This is a genomic window from Chromohalobacter canadensis (assembly GCF_034479555.1).
GTDB lineage: Bacteria > Pseudomonadota > Gammaproteobacteria > Pseudomonadales > Halomonadaceae > Chromohalobacter > Chromohalobacter canadensis.
This window is the reverse complement of the sequence record NZ_CP140151.1, coordinates 3,254,496-3,271,866: the sequence shown is the minus strand read 5'-3', so window position 1 is coordinate 3,271,866 and position 17,371 is coordinate 3,254,496. Positions and strand designations below refer to the sequence as shown.

General features: G+C 61.1%; 13 protein-coding genes. 5 read left to right on the top strand and 8 right to left on the bottom strand.

Translation table 11 applies throughout. The annotated features are described in order from the left end of the window. Positions 1-56 precede the first annotated feature (56 nt). Positions 57-1,178, top strand: a complete 1,122-nt coding sequence (locus SR908_RS15200; RefSeq protein ID WP_246921193.1) for a L,D-transpeptidase family protein — start codon at positions 57-59, stop codon at positions 1,176-1,178. On the opposite strand, the gene SR908_RS15195 is transcribed toward SR908_RS15200, so the two are convergent. The 6 genes from SR908_RS15195 to topA all read right to left on the bottom strand — a co-directional run bounded on the left by SR908_RS15195 (position 1,148) and on the right by topA (position 7,318). Then, positions 1,148-1,789 (bottom strand): L,D-transpeptidase family protein, encoded by a 642-nt coding sequence (locus SR908_RS15195; RefSeq protein WP_246921196.1) that lies wholly within the window; start codon positions 1,787-1,789, stop codon positions 1,148-1,150. The two genes, SR908_RS15200 and SR908_RS15195, sit on opposite strands and share 31 nt — an antisense overlap. A 156-nt stretch (positions 1,790-1,945) precedes the next feature. Further along, positions 1,946-2,209: an Lpp/OprI family alanine-zipper lipoprotein gene (locus SR908_RS15190; protein ID WP_097023233.1), complete on the bottom strand. Its 264-nt coding sequence runs from the start codon at positions 2,207-2,209 to the stop codon at positions 1,946-1,948. 371 nt (positions 2,210-2,580) lie between these two features. Then, on the bottom strand, positions 2,581-3,693 hold the full coding sequence (locus SR908_RS15185; RefSeq protein ID WP_246921199.1) for a cobalamin-independent methionine synthase II family protein: 1,113 nt from the start codon (positions 3,691-3,693) through the stop codon (positions 2,581-2,583). Positions 3,694-3,882: 189 nt separating this feature from the next. Continuing rightward, positions 3,883-4,128: a hypothetical protein gene (locus tag SR908_RS15180; protein ID WP_097023231.1), complete on the bottom strand. Its 246-nt coding sequence runs from the start codon at positions 4,126-4,128 to the stop codon at positions 3,883-3,885. Positions 4,129-4,226: 98 nt separating this feature from the next. After that, the gene (locus SR908_RS15175) at positions 4,227-4,688 is read right to left on the bottom strand and encodes a DUF6586 family protein (RefSeq protein ID WP_246921201.1); all 462 of its coding nucleotides are present in this window, start codon (positions 4,686-4,688) and stop codon (positions 4,227-4,229) included. Then, the gene (gene topA, locus SR908_RS15170; protein ID WP_246921203.1) at positions 4,685-7,318 is read right to left on the bottom strand and encodes a type I DNA topoisomerase; all 2,634 of its coding nucleotides are present in this window, start codon (positions 7,316-7,318) and stop codon (positions 4,685-4,687) included. The genes SR908_RS15175 and topA overlap by 4 nt, the downstream gene beginning before the upstream one ends. Before the next feature lie 433 nt (positions 7,319-7,751). Between topA and pyk the strand changes: the two genes are divergently transcribed. Continuing rightward, complete coding sequence (gene pyk / locus SR908_RS15165; protein ID WP_246921205.1) at positions 7,752-9,221, top strand: pyruvate kinase; 1,470 nt, start codon at positions 7,752-7,754, stop codon at positions 9,219-9,221. Positions 9,222-9,381: 160 nt separating this feature from the next. Beyond that, positions 9,382-11,592, top strand: coding sequence for a DUF3141 domain-containing protein (locus SR908_RS15160; RefSeq protein ID WP_246921208.1), 2,211 nt, complete (start codon positions 9,382-9,384; stop codon positions 11,590-11,592). A 12-nt stretch (positions 11,593-11,604) separates the two neighbouring features. On the opposite strand, the gene oadA is transcribed toward SR908_RS15160, so the two are convergent. Both oadA and SR908_RS15150 read right to left on the bottom strand, forming a co-directional pair. Continuing rightward, positions 11,605-13,419 (bottom strand): sodium-extruding oxaloacetate decarboxylase subunit alpha, encoded by a 1,815-nt coding sequence (gene oadA, locus SR908_RS15155; RefSeq protein WP_246921210.1) that lies wholly within the window; start codon positions 13,417-13,419, stop codon positions 11,605-11,607. A gap of 13 nt (positions 13,420-13,432) precedes the next feature. Then, complete coding sequence (locus tag SR908_RS15150) at positions 13,433-14,848, bottom strand: acetyl-CoA carboxylase biotin carboxylase subunit (protein ID WP_246921211.1); 1,416 nt, start codon at positions 14,846-14,848, stop codon at positions 13,433-13,435. A gap of 176 nt (positions 14,849-15,024) precedes the next feature. On the opposite strand from SR908_RS15150, the gene SR908_RS15145 reads away from it, so the two are divergent. Then, complete coding sequence (locus SR908_RS15145) at positions 15,025-15,999, top strand: LysR family transcriptional regulator (RefSeq protein WP_097023224.1); 975 nt, start codon at positions 15,025-15,027, stop codon at positions 15,997-15,999. 88 nt (positions 16,000-16,087) lie between these two features. Further along, positions 16,088-17,110 (top strand): zinc-binding alcohol dehydrogenase family protein, encoded by a 1,023-nt coding sequence (locus tag SR908_RS15140; RefSeq protein ID WP_246921213.1) that lies wholly within the window; start codon positions 16,088-16,090, stop codon positions 17,108-17,110. The last annotated feature ends 261 nt before the right edge of the window (positions 17,111-17,371 follow it).

The window sequence follows — 17,371 nt, the reverse complement described above, 5'->3', positions numbered from 1 at the left end:
GAATGCAGGTAACCGTGGCGTCCGCCACTTGCCTGAATGAAAAAGAGTCCATATCCATGCCGGTTACTTTTCGTGGCCTATCGCCTTTACTGCTGGCCCCGTTGCTCTCTCTCTCCACGCTGGCGCTGGCCGATCCCGCGCCAGGCCCCGTGATCGACCCCGAAGCGGCCAACTTGCCGCAGACCGAAGCGGCTCCCCACGATCAACGTGTCACGCGCTTCGAGATCGACGAAAACAGCAATATCGTCGGCGAAGCGCGCGTCATCGAAGCCGAAAAGGAAGACACGCTGCTCGATATCGGTCGCCAATATGGGATCGGCTATGAGGAGATGCGCCGCGCCAATCCCGGCGTCAGTGTCTGGTACCCCGGCGAAGGCACCAAGGTCACGGTCCCCACGCGCTTCATTCTTCCCGATGCCGACTACGAAGGTGTCGTGGTCAACATCCCCGAAATGCGCCTCTATTACTATCCCGAGCAAAAGGAGGGAGAGCCGGCACGAGTGGAAACCTACGCCATCAGCGTCGGGCGCATGGACTGGTCGACGCCATTGGGAGAGACACGGATTACCGAAAAGCAGGCAAACCCACCCTGGTATCCGCCCCAGTCAATCATCGAAGAGCATGCCGAGGACGGCCGTGAACTTCCCGACGTCGTGCCGCCCGGCCCCGACAACCCGTTGGGCAAGTACAAGATGCGGCTGGGCATTCCCGGCTACCTGATCCATGGCACCAATCGCCCGCAAGGTGTCGGCATGCGCGTGACGCATGGTTGCATTCGCATGTTCCCGGAGGACGTGGAGCATCTCTTCGGCAAGCTCCCGGTGGGCACCCAAGTGAACCTGGTCAGCGAGCCGACCAAGTTCGGCTGGCGCGACAAGACGCTCTACGTACAGTCCTTCCCGTTACTCGAGGAAGACCGTCGGTCGCCGGTGATCAAGCGTGTCCTCGACGCCGATGAAGCGCTTGTTGCCACCTTGAAACGCCACGATATCGACACCGATATCGATCACCGGCGCCTAGCGGACGCGGTGTTGATTCCCGATGGCGCAGCAGTGGCACTGAACGTCGAGCCAGAAGAAAAGGCGCCGCGTGAACCGCTGCCCGGCAGCCTGTACGACGCCTTGCCGATGCCGCCGCATCTGCTTTATCAGTCAGTCGAGGTTCTAGAATCGACCTGAGGCTTGTCATGCAAGGCCGCGATCGGCGCATCGTCGTCCCCTCGGATCACGACGCGTGTGCCGATCGAGACCAGACGCGTCAATTCTTCGATCTGAGGGTTGGTGACGGCCACACACCCTTCCGTCCAGTTAAAACGCCGGTGAATATCGGGATCGCTGGCGCCTAAACCGTGAATGCCAATATAACCGCCCAGTACGGTATCTTGCGGTGGCGCACCATCACGATAATAGGCATCCTGGAAATCGGCGTATTCGGTCGGCGACATCAACCCGGCTTGCATCGCCTCGCGTGCCGTATCGAGCTTGGGGTAATCCAGTCCCAGGAAGATATTGAACTTGCTGTCGCGGTTGATGCGGTTGATATGAAATTCGCCGGTAGGCGTCATTCTGCTGCCTTGCTCACGCACGCGCGCCGTACCTCCCCGCCCCAACGCCACTGGTTCATAACGTTCGATGCGCGTATCGCCGCGATAGATATCCAGCGTGGAATCATTGTCGTCGATCAAGATCCACACCTCGTCATCGGCGTTCGCCAGCGCGCATGACCCACTCCAGACCGCTAACGACAACACACTCAAGGTCATTACCAACGCACGCGCCCATCGCCTCATGTTCCACTCCGAATGATCGTGACAAGGCTGTTAGCGTACACCGAAAGCCCCCCGGGGCGTCATCCCCATCAGCTGCAAGCGAAAAGGGCCCCACCAAATGGTGGGGCCCTTTCCTGGACCAGACGCTGAAACGCCGGCCCTATACTTGCCTACGCATTACTTGCGCATGGACTTTTCGAACATACGGTCCATCTCGGCACGGTTACGCTGAGTCGCTTCGAGAGCGGCCTGCGCGTCACGCTGAGCTTGCTCGGCAGCATTCATTGCCTGCTGAGACATGCTCTTGGCTTCAGACGCGTCAGCCTGCGCCTGATCGATATCGCTCTTCATCTGTTCCTGGCCAGAGGCACAACCTGCCAACACGGCCAGCGAGCCAGCGGCAACCAGAAGCTTGAGCGTGTTCTTGCTGTTGGACAACATCTGCGTTCTCCTTGAAAACCTTTCTGTGTGTGGTGATGAAGCCCTGATACATCAGGTCCCTCATGTACCGCCCACAGGATAATACGAATACCGCTAATATCGCCAATATCAATTGCCTGAGACACGGTAAATTTTCCCACGCTGCCCATGATCAAAGGGTCCAGAGATTCCTAATCGTCGCCGAATGGACACACCAGCGACGCCGTTAGCACCCCTTGGAGAAGCGATGACTTACCGTTACATGGCAGGAGAAGTCAGCGATTAACGCTCCCTCAGGAGCATCTTCATTGAAGTTCAACGCGAGCCCCACCTGATAGAACGCCCCCACATACGAGTATGCGAGGGCGAATACCAGACCAGAATGGCGAAACTCAGTCTTGCCAGACGGCCTTGGCGATATCCACGACGTGGCGCAGCTTGTCCCACTGCTGCGTTTCGCTGAGCAAATTGCCCTCCTCGGTCGAGGCAAAGCCACACTGCGGGCTCAAACAAAGCTGGGAGAGCGGCGCGTAGCGCGACGCTTCGGCAATGCGAGCGCTAACCGTATCGGCGGGCTCGAGTTCGCCGCTCTTGCTGGTAATCAGCCCCAGGACAGCCTGCTTGTGACCTTCTGGCAGGAAACGCAGCGGCTCGAAACCGCCCGCCCGCTCGGTGTCGTATTCGAGGAAGTAGGCATCGACATCGACGCGTCCCAGTAGCGTCTCGGCCACCGGTTCATAGCCCCCTTCACTGATCCACGTCGAGCGAAAGTTACCCCGGCAGACGTGCAGGCTGACGTGCAGATCGTCGGGGCGATCGGCCAGCGCGTGGTTGAGCACCTCAGCATAGATGTGTTGTAGACGGTCGGCGTCCTCGCCACGCTCACGCGCCGCCGCCAATTCCTTCTCGGAGCACAAATACGCCCACACCGTGTCATCGAGCTGAAGGTAACGACAGCCCGCCGCATAGAAATGCTTGACCACGTCACGGTAGGTGTCGGCCAGGTCGGCGAAGAAAGTATCCAGAGAGGGATAGACGCTAGTATCGATATTGCGGCGACCGCCACGGAAGTGCAGCACACTGGGGCTCGGCAGCGTCATCTTCGGCGTCGCCTTGTCGACGGTCTCTGCCAAGAAACGGAAGTGTCCCAGCATCGGGTGCTCGGGATCGAACCCCAGCTTATCGGTCACACGCACGCTGCGCGCCTGCGTCTGACGCCCCTGAAACTGGATTCCCTGATCCGAGCTATAGCCTTCTACGCCCTGAAGGCCTTCGAGAAAATCGAAATGCCACCAGGCGCGGCGAAACTCGCCATCGGTGACCGCCTTGAGGCCCAACGCTTCCTGCTTGGCGACGACACGTCGAATCTCGGCGTCTTCAACGGCACGTAGCGCCGAGTAGTCACTCTCCCCGGCTTGGAAACGGCGTCTCGCCTGCTTGAGCTCGTCGCTACGCAACAGGCTGCCCACGGTGTCGGCACGAAATGGAGGCTGATACTGGCTCATAGCGTTTCTCGACTCTCGGCTCGAAGATTAGGGCGCTCACTTTGCCGCGCCATAGGGGCCATGACCACTGCATATCATTCAAGTGATCATGAAGGAAATTCATGATGCCATAAATAATGACGCCCGGCGCCTTATCGGCAGCCGGACGTCATGGCGATAACACTATCATCGACCCTCAAGCAAAGCGCATCAATGCACCGTTTCCGGAGCCTCCTGCGACTCTTCCTCATTGTCACTGCCTTCCCACAGGCGCGTGCGCGTGATCGCATGGTCGATCATCTGACGCGCTACCTCGAAGCGGCTCTGACGCAATAAGTCCAGAGCTTCCTCCGAGAAGCGAATGCTTACCAATGGCTCACCCTCGGCTTCGGAAGGCCGAAGCACGACTTCGCCATCGGCGAGCTCGACAATTTCCAGAATCGCGGTATCGGACACGCTATATTCTCCCGTCTGTCCCAATAAAAAACGACCAAGGCAAACGCCATGGTCGTTTCTTTTCATTGCCTGCAGGATACCACCGCATGCAGGCGACGTCACCACTCCTCGCTGGTCTGGCGCAGTTCGTCAAGCTGAGCCTTGAACGCCGTGATACATGCGTCGAGCTCCTCGGATAAGGATATCCCCGAGGCGCTGGCGATCATGCTCGAGCCGACGACACGGCGACGCGACGCGCCCTCGATATCATGCAAATACTCGAGATGCGCCAGCAAGCGCTCCAGCCAGCTGTCTTCTCGTCGCGCCAGCTCTCGCAACTGCACGACACCCGCTAATGCCGGGCCTTGCTCGGCCAGCAGCTCGCGCCAATCGTGTCGCGAGAGTTGCGCGTGTTCGGTCAACTCTCGCAGCGCCGCATTAAGCGCCAACTCCAGTGTGGCCAGAGCACCTTCTTCATGCGCCATACGACGAGCATCGGTATGCTCGTCGTCGGCCCAGGAGGTATCCAATAACAACTGAGCATGATAGAGCAGTTGGTTGGTACGGCCTCTTGGCGTCATTTGCGCTTATCCTCGATCCGCCACTTTCCGTCTTCGAACTCGGCCCGCCAGCCGCTGGCCTTGCCGTCGCGCTCGCTCATCACGTACTGGCTCTTGGTTTTGCGTGAAAACCGAATCTGCGCGTCACGCCCTTCGGGATCTTCATCCGGCGCGTCGAGCAGGAAATGGTACTTCTCGGGTAGCTCGTCGCGATGCGCCTTGAGTTCCTTGACCAGGGGGGGACGCGTTTCACGGTTCTTGGGAAATTGACTCGCCGCCAGAAACAGGCCACTGGCGCCATCGCGCAAGACGTAATGATCCTCTACCTTCTGGCAGGCCAGCTCGGGCATGGGGATCGGGTCCATCTTGGGGGGTGCGACTTCGCCGCTCTTGAGCAGCTTGCGGGTGTTCTTGCAGTTCTCGTTGGTACAGCCGAAGTACTTGCCGAAACGCCCGGACTTTAGCTGCATCTCGCTGCCGCATTTGTCGCACTCGATGACCGGACCGTCGTACCCCTTGATACGGAACTTGCCCTGCTCGATTTCATGCCCGCTGCAATCGGGACTATTGCCGCAGATATGCAGCTTGCGTGTCTCGTCAATCAGGTAACTATCCATCGCCGTACCACATTCCGGGCAGCGATGCTTGGCCCGCAAGGCTTCGGTTTCGGCCTCCTCATCGGCATCCGACGCCACGGCTTCGTCACCGGGGATAAGGTCGATGGTCGTCTTGCAACGCTCCTTGGGGGGCAGGTTGTATCCCGAGCACCCCAGGAAGACACCGGTCGATGCCGTGCGAATCTGCATCTTGCGGCCACAAGTGGGGCAGTCGATGTCCGTCGGCACCGGCTGATTCGGCCGCATGCCCTCTTCGGCCTCGGCATGCTCGAGCTTGGTCTTGAACTCGGCGTAAAAGGCGTCAAGCAGCTCACGCCATTCCCGGTTGCCGGTGGCGATCTCGTCGAGGTGATCTTCCATGCGTGCGGTGAAGCCGTAATCCATCAGGTCGCTGAACGATTCGGCCAGCCGGTCGGTGACGATATCGCCCAACTTCTCGGCATAGAAACGACGGCTCTCAAGTTTGACGTAACCGCGATCCTGAATCGTGGAGATGATCGAGGCATAGGTGGAAGGTCGCCCGATTCCCCGCTTTTCGAGCTCCTTGACCAGGCTCGCCTCGGTATAACGCGCCGTCGGCTTGGTAAAATGCTGCTGAGGATCGAGTGCTTGCAGGGTCATCGATTGCCCTTTCTCGAGATCCGGCAGCGCCTGATCCTCTTCCTTCTTGCCTGCCGGCTTCATCACCCGTGTATAACCATCGAATTTGAGCACTCGGCCACGCGCCTTGAGCTCGAACTCTTCGGCCTCGACGGTAAGCGTCGTCGCCAGGTATTCCGCCGGCACCATCTGGCAGGCCACGAACTGGCGCCAGATCAACTCATAGAGACGCTGGGCGTCGCGCTCCACCGCAAGCTCGTCGCCGTTTTGCGCCACCTCGGTGGGACGAATCGCCTCGTGCGCTTCCTGCGCCCCCTCCTTGCTGGCATAACGGTTGGGCGATTCGGGCAGGTACGCTTGGCCGAAACGCTCGTCGATATATGCTCGGGCACTCTCAACCGCGTCTTGCGACAGATTGGTCGAGTCGGTACGCATATAGGTAATATGCCCCGCCTCGTAGAGGCGTTGCGCCAGCGTCATGGTCTTCTTCACCGAGAACCCGAGGCGCCCGCTGGCGGCTTGCTGCAGTGTCGAGGTGATGAACGGGGCGTTGGGCTTGGAGCGTGTCGGCTTGGTTTCACGATCGGTGATCGCCAACGCCGCCTCGCGCAGCGGCGCGATGCGCTCTAGCGTTTCCTGTTCGGAGGTGGGACGAAACGCCTGGCCTTTATGACGCGCCACCTCGAAGCGAACTGGCGCCGTATCGCCCTTTTCAGGCACGAGGTCGGCGTGGACATCCCAGAACTCCTCGGGAACGAAAGCGCGAATCTCACGCTCACGTTCGACGATCAAACGAACCGCCACCGATTGCACCCGGCCCGCCGACAGCCCACGTGCGATCTTGCTCCACAGCAATGGCGACAGCATGAAACCTACGACACGGTCCAGGAAACGCCGTGCCTGCTGCGCCTCGACGCGTGACAGGTCCAGCTCGCCGGGCGTCTTGAACGCCTCCTGAATGGCATTCTTGGTGATCTCATTGAAGACCACGCGACGGTAGCGGGACGCATCGCCGCCAATGGTTTCCTGCAGGTGCCAGGCGATGGCCTCCCCTTCGCGGTCCAAGTCAGTCGCGAGATAGACGGCGTCGGCCTTCTCGGCATGCTTCTTGAGCTCAGCGACGACTTTTTCCTTGCCCGGCAAAATCTCGTAATTGGCGTCCCAGCCATGCTCAGGGTCGATCCCCATGCGCCGCACCAACTGGTTCCACTGTTTGTGCTTTTTATAGGTGGCTTTCTCATCGGGCGACATCTTGCGTGTCGCCGCTGCCTGGCGGGCTCGCTCCTTGGGATCGGTGGCGTTCTTGCCGCTGCCACTTGTCGGCAAGTCACGGATGTGCCCGACACTCGACTTCACCACGAAATCGTTGCCGAGATACTTGTTGATCGTCTTGGCCTTGGCCGGCGACTCCACGATGACCAGTGACTTGCCCATAACGCTCCGCTCGAATGGCCAACGCGCCCTGTCAGGGCGTCGGCAGTGATATCATGACCGAGGAACCCCCGGCGAAAAATGCGCCTACCCTACCTTAGCGCCTCGTTGCGCGCCAGTCCGTCGCGACACGGGCCTTTAAGCCAGGTCCATGACGATCTTTACGCCACTGGCTTGCAAAACACTAGACGCGACGCCTTGCCACCGGCAAGCAAAACCCGAATCCAAATCGTCATACTTTCCATGGTGGTGTCACTGGCAAGCACCTTCAGAGTCATCCAACCTAGGGGCATGTCCATCATGCGAAAAGTGATAATCTGACGTTCACGACCTGGGGGTCATCGCACCTGTCGAGACGATGAGGCACAATGTAGTAAAATAACGACATGGCTCGCACGGAGCCGCTACAACCTTTCATGAGGCCAAGGAGAATTCCATGCAGAATGCGTTTCACGGTCCGATTCGCCGCACCAAGATCGTCGCGACCCTGGGCCCGGCCAGCGACCGCGACGGGGTCCTCGAAGACATGATCTCCGCGGGCGTCGACGTGGTACGGCTCAACTTCTCCCACGGCTCCGCGGACGATCATCGGCGGCGGCTAAAGGCGGTACGTGACGCTGCCGCACGCGTCGGGCGCACCGTCGCCGCTCTGGGCGATCTACAAGGCCCGAAGATCCGCATCGCACGCTTCAAGGACGAGGCGGTCACGCTCGAGCAAGGCCAAGCTTTCGTCATCGATGTTTCCCTCGAACGTGATGCCGGCGATGCACAGCGGGTAGGCTGCGATTATCAGGACCTGGCCGATGATGTCGCCCCGGGCGATGTCCTGCTGCTCGACGATGGCCGTCTGGAACTACAGGTCGAGCGCGTCGACGCCCCGGCTATCCATACCACGGTCAAGGTCGGCGGCAAGCTCTCCAATAACAAGGGCATCAACAAGCAAGGCGGCGGCCTGTCTGCAGCCGCTCTGACCGACAAGGACCGCGAGGACCTCAAGACCGCCATCGACATCGGTGTCGACTACCTGGCCGTGTCCTTCCCACGCCATGGCGACGACATGCGCCTGGCCCGCGACCTGCTCGGCGAAGCGGGCAGCGAGATCGGCCTGGTCGCCAAGGTCGAACGCGCTGAAGCGGTCGCCGACGATGACACCCTGGACGACATCATCCGCGCCAGCGAAGCGGTCATGGTCGCGCGTGGCGATCTTGGCGTGGAAATCGGCGACGCCCAGCTGATCGGTGTGCAAAAGCGCATCATCCAGCATGCCCGTAGCCTCAACAAAGTGGTGATCACTGCGACGCAGATGATGGAGTCGATGATCGACTCGCCGCTACCGACCCGTGCCGAGGTCTTCGACGTGGCCAATGCAGTGCTTGATGGCACCGACGCCGTCATGCTCTCTGCCGAGACTGCCGCCGGCGGTTATCCCGTGGAAACCATCAAGGCCATGGAACGTCTCTGCCTGGGCGCCGAGCGTGAGCGCGCCGCACAGCAATCGCAGCATCGCATTCACGAAGGCTTTACCCGGGTCGATGAAACCGTGGCGCTGTCGGCCATGTACGCCGCTAACCATCTCGACGGGGTCTCCGCGATCGTCTGCATGACCGCCACCGGGTACACGCCGCTGATCGCCTCACGCATCCGTTCCGGTTTGCCGATCGTGGCCTTGGCGCATACCGAAATCACCCAGCGCCGCATGGCATTGTATCGCGGGGTCGTCTCTCTGCCCTTCGACACACAACGTCTCGCGCCCACCGAGTTCAACCGCTACGCCGTGGACAACCTCATCTCTCTGGGCATCGTCAAGCAGGGCGATCACGTCATCCTGACACGCGGCGATCATATGAATGCGCATGGCGGTACCAACACCATGAAGATCATTCAAGTCGGCGACGATATTGATTGATTAGCATCTTGTGCCGGCAAGCTGCACGCAGCTTGCCGCTTTGAAGCACTAAGACGCATGCTGCGTATTTGCGGCATGCGTCGATTTCACATGCCAGATATGCGTTTTCGGGTTACGCTCAATATTGCAGTGCAGCAATTCGTGACCAGGAGCGCCCTTCATGTTTCCCATGCACGCCGCTTGGCTGGAAGCCGCCAGCCCCGTTCTCGATCCCTTCGGCCTGATTCGTGCCACGCAGGACTACTGGCAGGATACCTTCGAACGTAGCGTGCTCTACTGGGATGTCATGCGTCAGCGTGGCAACCAATATCTCGAGCACATGGCGCAGACCAAGCCCAACGTGTTGGGATTCGAGGCCGAGGTGCTCGTGGATGGCCGCGACTTGCCGCGCCCGGTCAACTACGAATTGATGCGCATCCTGCCTCCGCCCGACGTAATGATCGACCCGCTCAAGCGCCCTTTCGTCATCGTCGATCCGCGAGCCGGCCATGGGCCCGGCATCGGTGGCTTCAAGCCCGATAGCGAGATCGGCGTCGCCATGCGCGCCGGCCACCCGTGTTACTTCATCGGCTTTCTGCCGTTTCCGGTGCCGGGACAGCACGTCGAAGATGTCGTCGACGCCGAGATCGCCTTCATCCGCGAGGTAGGGGCTCGCCATGTCGAGGCCAATGAAAAGCCCGTGGTGATCGGCAACTGTCAGGCGGGCTGGCAATTGATGATGGCCGCCGCCCTTGAGCCGGACGCCTTTGGGCCGATTCTCGTCGCCGGCGCACCGCTGTCCTATTGGGCTGGAGAGCGCGGACGTTACCCCATGCGCTATAGCGGCGGCCTGCTCGGCGGTAGTTGGTCGACCGCCCTTGCCGGCGATCTGGGCGCAGGGCTTTTCGACGGCGCGTGGCTGGTGCAGAACTTCGAGCGCCTCAATCCAGCCAACACGCTCTGGAGTAAGCAATACCGGCTGTATGCCGATGTCGATAATGAAAGCGAGCGCTATCTGCAATTCGAGCGCTGGTGGGGCGGGCATATCGTGCTCAATGCCGAGGAAATCCAGTACATCGTCGACAACCTATTCATCGGCAACCGTTTGAGCACCGCCCAGTTGATCACCCGTGACGGACGTCGCGTCGACCTTCGCAACGTGCGCTCGCCCATCGTGGTGTTTTGTTCGCAAGGGGATAACATCACCCCACCGCCCCAGGCGCTGGGTTGGATATCCGACCTTTACGACGGCGTGGAGGACATCGTCGCCAACGAGCAAACCATCGTGTATTGCGTCCACGATTCGACCGGCCATTTGGGTATTTTCGTGTCGGGCAGCATTTCCCGACGCGAGCACACCGAATTCACCGCCAACATGGACTATATCGACGTTCTGCCGCCCGGCTTGTACGAAACCGCCATCACGCCACGCGCTGCGACCGAGGATGCCACCGACGGCGACTATCTGCTCGAATTTCGCCCGCGCGGCGTCGATGACCTGCAGCCGCTCGTGCAGCGTCGCGATGACGATGAGCGCCGCTTCGCCACCGTGGCGCGCCTTTCCGAAAGTGGCCTGGCACTCTATCAGCAATACGCCCAACCGTGGATGCAGGCCGTGATGACGCCCGAAGCCGGGCGCTGGCTACGCCGATTGCACCCCATTCGCCTCGGCTACAAAATGCTTTCCGATCGCAATCCACTGATGTCCACCGTGCCGGTGCTGGCCGAGCAAATTCGTCGCCAGCGCCAACCGCTTTCACCGAACAACCCACTGGCGCAATGGGAACGCAGCGTGGCCACCCGTATCGAGGAAAACCTCGAGGCCTATGGCGAATGGCGCGACCGTATCAGTGAAGCTCTGTTCATGAACGTTTATGGTCAGCCCTGGCTTCAGGCATTCGCTGGTATCGGCCCGGACACAGCACGCATACGTCCTCACCCTGGACGCGCACCGGAGCATCAACACTTCCTGCGCACGCGGCGAGCCGCCTTGCGAGAACGCATCTCCAGTGGTGGCGCACGCGAGGCGGTGGTGCGAGCCTTGATCTACATACTGGGTGGGGCGCCGGCCACCGATGAGCGCAATTTCAAGCGCCTCAAGGCCACGCGCGAGGAACTCGGCAAGAGCCTGGACCTTCAGCAGTTCAAGATGCTGGTCCGCGAGCAGTTCTTCATTCTCAAGCTCGACGTGCGCGAGGCGCTCGAGGCGCTTCCCACGCTCATCGCACGTAGCGACGCCACGCAGGTCGATGACTACTTGACCCACATCACCCACATCCTCGACGCCAGCGGGCCACAAAGCGAGCATGTGCAAAAGCGCCTGGAGCGCGTTCGCACCCTGTTCGAGAAAGCCAGGCCTGCAGCGCCGAATCACGAGGCGCCGCAGGCATGAGCAACGTTCCCGTTAGGTGATCTCGATCAATACCTCGCCCGGCGTCACGCGGTCGCCCTTGGCGACGTGGACGGCTTCGACGGTGCCCGAGACCCGCGCCTGGACCTCGGTTTCCATCTTCATCGCTTCGGTGATCAAGACCGCCTGGCCTTCTTCGACGCGATCACCCTTGGCGACCAAGACATCGACGATATTGCCTGGCATGGACGTCGTGACATGGCCCGGCTGCGAGGCACGTGCCCGGCCCGAGGTCTCGCCGCCGACGAAGGCGTCTTTGGCCTCGAAGACGACCTCTTCCGGCATGCCGTCAAGCGTCAGATAGACCTGACGCTTGCCCCCGCTATTGCCACCCACGCCGGTGATCTGCACTTCATAGGACTCGCCGTGCACGTCGATGACGAACTCGGTGGGCACTCCTTCGGTCACCGGTCGGCTAGCGTCTCCTGCATCGGGAGCGGGGACCGGCTCCGAGATCAGCGACCCGTCGCGCCGCCCCTGCAGGTAATCGTGCCCCAGCTCGGAGAACATGGCGTAGGTCAGCACGTCCTCTTCACTCTCGGCCAGGTCGCCGATGTCCTTCGTCAAGCGCTCCATCTCGGGGTTGAGCCGATCGGCGGGGCGCCCTTCTTCCATCGGGGAGTTGCCGATGGCCTGACGACGCACGTCGTCGTCCACTGGCGCTGGCGGATGACCATAACCGCCCTGAAGATAGCGCTTCACCTCGTTGGTGATGGTCTTGTAGCGCTCACCGGTAAGTACGTTCATGACCGCCTGGGTGCCGACGATCTGCGAGGTCGGCGTGACCAGAGGCGGATAACCGAGATCGGCACGCACACGCGGAATCTCGTTGAACACGTCACGGATCTTGGACAGCGCGTTCTGTTCCTTGAGCTGATTGGCGAGGTTGGACATCATGCCACCCGGGACCTGGTTGATCTGTACCGAGACGTCCTCACGGGTGAACTCGCTTTCGAAGGCGGCATACTTCTGGCGCACGCCGCGAAAATAGTCGCCGATCTCCTTGAGCGCCTCGAGATCCAAGCCACTGTCGTATTCAGTGCCCTGGAAGGCGGCGACCATGGACTCGGTCGATGGATGGCTGGTACCGCCGGCAAACGCCGAAATGCAGGTATCGATATGCCGGCACCCGGCTTCCACTGCCTTGAGATGACACATCGGCGCCAGCCCGGAGGTGGCGTGTGCATGCAGATGGACCGGCACGTCAACGGCCTCGACCAGGGCCGCCACCAGCTCACCCGTCGCATACGGTGTCAAAAGACCCGCCATGTCTTTGATGGCAATCGAGTCGGCGCCCATGTCGACCAGGCGCTTGGCTTGGTCCACGTACATCGCCAGAGTATGCACCGGGCTGACCGTATAGCAGATCGTGCCCTGAGCGTGCTTGCCACTGGCCTTGACCGCGCGCATGGCGGTTTCCAGGTTGCGCAGATCGTTGAGCGCATCGAAAACACGAAACACATCGACGCCGTTATCCGCCGACTTGGCGACGAAACGCTCGACGACATCGTCGGCATAATGGCGATATCCCAGCAGGTTCTGGCCACGCAGCAGCATCTGCAGCGGCGTGTTGGGCATCGCATCCTTGAAGGCACGCAAGCGCTCCCACGGGTCTTCCTTCAGAAAGCGCACGCAGGCATCGAAGGTCGCCCCGCCCCAGACTTCCAGCGAATGGTAGCCAATAGCGTCCAGCTTGGCACAGGCGGGCAGCATGTCCTCGGTGCGCAGACGCGTGGCGATCAAGGACTGGTGGCCGTCGCGCAGCACGACATCGGTGATCTTTACCTGGGAAGATGATACGGCATTCATGATGGGTATCTCCTTATAGACCGGCGTGAGCGGCGATGGCGGCGGCAATCGCCAAGGCGACTTCCTCGGGATTGCGTTTGACCGAATAATTGAGCAATTCGGGGTGGTTGGGCACGAAGCCCGTATCGAAGTGCCCGCTGCGGAAATCGGGATGGCGAAGAATTTCCTGGTAATAAGGCGCGGTGGTCTTGACCCCCTGCAGACGCATGTCGTTGAGGGCGCGAATCCCTCGATCGAGCGTTTCTTCCCAGCTCATGCCCCATACGATCAGCTTCAGGCACATGGAGTCGAAGTACGGCGGGATCGTATAGCCGGTGTAGATCGCGGTATCGGTGCGCACTCCTGGCCCGCCCGGAGCGTAGTAACGTGTGATGCGTCCGAACGACGGCAGGAAATCGTTCTTGGGATCTTCAGCGTTGATGCGGAACTGGATGGCATAGCCGTGGTGGCGTATGTCCTCCTGGCGATAGGCGAGCTTGAGCCCCGCAGCGATGCGCAATTGCTCGCGCACGATATCCACCCCGGTGATCGCCTCAGAAATAGTGTGCTCGACCTGCACGCGGGTATTCATCTCCATGAAGTAGACCTCGTTACCCTTGACGAGGAACTCCACGGTGCCGGCATTTTCGTAGCCCACCGCGCTGGCCGCGCGGACCGCCATTTCGCCGACGTAGGCCCGTTGTTCGGGCGTCAGCTGGGGGCTGGGTGCGATTTCGATGAGCTTCTGGTTGCGGCGCTGGATCGAACAGTCCCGCTCGAAGAGATGGATCACGTTGCCGACGCTGTCCGCCAGGATCTGCACCTCGATGTGATGCGGCTCGACGACGCATTTCTCCATGAACACATCGGCACTGCCGAACGCCTTGGTCGCTTCGGAAATCACGCGCTCCCAGGCCTGCTCGAGTTGCGCCGGCGTGTCACAACGTCGAATGCCGCGCCCGCCACCGCCCGAGGTCGCCTTGAGCATCACCGGGTAGCCGATGGTATCGGCTAGCGACAAGGCTTCCTCGCAGGTCTCCAGGTTACCTTCCGAGCCGGGTGTGATGGGCACACCAGCCTCGCGCATCGCCGCGCGCGCCGCTGTCTTGTCACCCATCCGCGCGATCACCTCGGCGTCTGGCCCCACAAAGGCCACCCCGGCTTCTTCACAGATGCGCGCGAAGTCAGCGTTTTCCGAGAGGAAGCCATAGCCGGGGTGAATCGCGTCACAGCCGGTCTCGCGTGCCAGGTCAACGATACGCCGCGGATCGAGATAGCCCGCCAGCGGGTCCTCACCGACGAAATGCGCCTCATCGGCGCGTTTGACGTGTAGCGCGAAGCGATCGGGCTCGGTGTAGATCGCTACCGAGCGGATGCCCATCTCAGCGCAGGCGCGTACAATGCGTACAGCAATTTCGCCACGATTGGCGATGAGAAGTTTCTTGAACACCGTCTGCCCTCCGGTTGCGGACGTCGCGTTGACACAGCGTGTCATCGTGGCGCCCTCTGGGTCGCTGAGTGCTTGTCATTATCGTACTCTCACGCTACCCACCGAAGGATCAATAGAAAAATTGATATTTTTTTGCCAAGCTATAAGTAATAGCTTATGACCACGCCGGGGGCGTCATGTCACGACCCAATCTGCTCAACCGTCTGACCTTTCGCCAATTGCAGGTCTTCCAGGCCGTGCACCGGCAGCAGTCCTATTCGCGGGCGGCCGAACAGCTCGGCCTCACACAGCCCGCCGTCAGCGCTCAGATCCGCCAACTCGAGCAGGCGCTCGAGCAGCCGCTGTTCAAATACGCGGGCAAGACGCTGCACGTGCTGCCGGCGGCCGATGCGCTGGCCGCCTCGGTACAGTCGATCTTCGGTCAGGTTTCCAGCCTGCAGATGGAGCTTTCCGAGCTGGCGGGGACCATTCGCGGTGAGCTCAATCTCGCGGCCGTCAGCACCGCGCAGTATGTCGTGCCCCATATCCTGGCCCGCTTTCGTGCCCGTTACCCGGAGGTGCAGGTGCGCCTGCGCGTCTGCAATCGCGGCCAGGCGCTGGAACGTCTCGCCGAGCGCCGCGACGACCTGGTGATCATGGGCATGGTCCCCGAGGACGCCAATCTCGCCTTCATGCCGATTCTCGACAATGAAATGATTCCCGTGGTGTGGCCCGGGCATCCGCTGTTGACGGCAGACTCGCCCACGCTCGAGGATTTCACACGCTATTACGTGCTGATGCGCGAGCCCGGTTCAGGGACACGCACGGCGTTCGAGGATTTCGTCGCTCGCGAGCGGGTATCGCTACGCCATACCCTGGAGCTTGGTACCAACGAGGCGATCAAACAGGGAGTCATGGCGCATCTCGGGGTCGCTGTGCTGCCACGCCTGGCGGTCCAGCTCGAGCTTGCTTCGGGGCTGCTGGCGTCACCGACACTGCCCGGCTTTCCGCTACGCCGCTCCTGGTGCACCGTGCATCCAAAGGATCGTTACCCAACGCCCGTGACCGAGCTTTTCCTGCGCTTCGTCCGCGAGCTGTTGCCTGAGCTGAACGATCACTTCAAGGCGCCGCTGGTGCCCGCACCCGGCCCCAGCTTCGCCTGTACGCCCTGAATCAGCCACGCTTGACTTGACTCCGACCTGGAAGGCCCTCATCTAAGGGGTATCACCATCACGTTCCACTTTTTACAGGGAGTCAGTCATGCAAGTAGTCGCCACCACCGGCCAGCCTCAGGCAGCGCCCCTGGACGCTTTCGAGCTCCATGAACGCGAGATGCCGAGCCCCGGAGAATGGGACCTTCTCGTGCGCCTCGACGCGGTGTCGGTCAATCCGGTGGATACCAAGATTCGCCAGGGCGCCTTCCTTCCCAGCGACCAGCACAACGTCCTCGGCTGGGATGCCGTGGGCCGGGTGGAGCACGTCGGCGCCAACGTCGAGCATTTCGCCCCGGGAGATCGCGTGTACTATGCCGGCGAGGTCGAGCGTCCCGGCTGCAACGCCGAATACCAACTCGTCGATGCGCGCCTGGCCGCCAAGGCACCGAGCAAATTGAGCGCCGAGGAAGCGGCCGCCATGCCGTTGACTTCCCTGACCGCCTGGGAGGCCCTGTTCGACAAGCTCAAGCTGTCACAGGGCAAAAACACCCATCGCGAGCAGACCCTGCTGATCATCAACGGCGCCGGCGGTGTCGGCTCGATCGCGACGCAAATGGCCCGCCAGCTCACCGGCATCAAGGTCATCGCCACGGCGTCGCGCGATACGTCCGTAGAATGGTGCCGGCGCATGGGCGCGCATGAAGTCGTCGATCACCACGACCTCGTGTCGAACATGCAGCAGGCCGGCCACGAGCAGGTCGACTACATCTTCAATTGCCATGATATCGGCGACCACTGGGAGAACATGACCACGCTCATTCGGCCCTTGGGCCACATCGTGGCCATCGCCGAGACCCAGAAGCCCGTGGACCTCAATGCTCTGCAAGGCAAGGCGGTGACGTTCAGTTGGGAGTTCATGTTCGCACGGCCGTTGCACGGCGCCGACATCGCTCACCAGGGCAGTATCCTGGCCACGTTGGCCGAGCACTTCGACGCCGGCCATCTGCACAGCACGCTCAGCGATATCGTCGGCCCTTTGACCCCGGCCAATCTCGGGGAAGCCCATCGCCGCCTCGAAACCGGTCATACCACGGGCAAACTGGTGTTGAGCGCCATGCCCGAGGCGTAACCTTCCCATAACCGAGACAGCCCTGCACAAGACGCCATGCCCGGCATCAGCCGGGCGTGGCGTCGCGTGCAGCCAGGCGCTCTCCTTGACACTGACGCGCCATTGCCAGCCTGTCCAGCACTACGCCTTTTGTGGTATGTTGGACGTATCAATTCACGCATCATCAGACGTGCCAGGCCCCCCGGAAACGTCGACCGACGCCCTTCCCCTCCTTCTGTGGTAGCGTCGCCTCGGCGCCGTCGGCCGGCTTGCAGAGAGGCT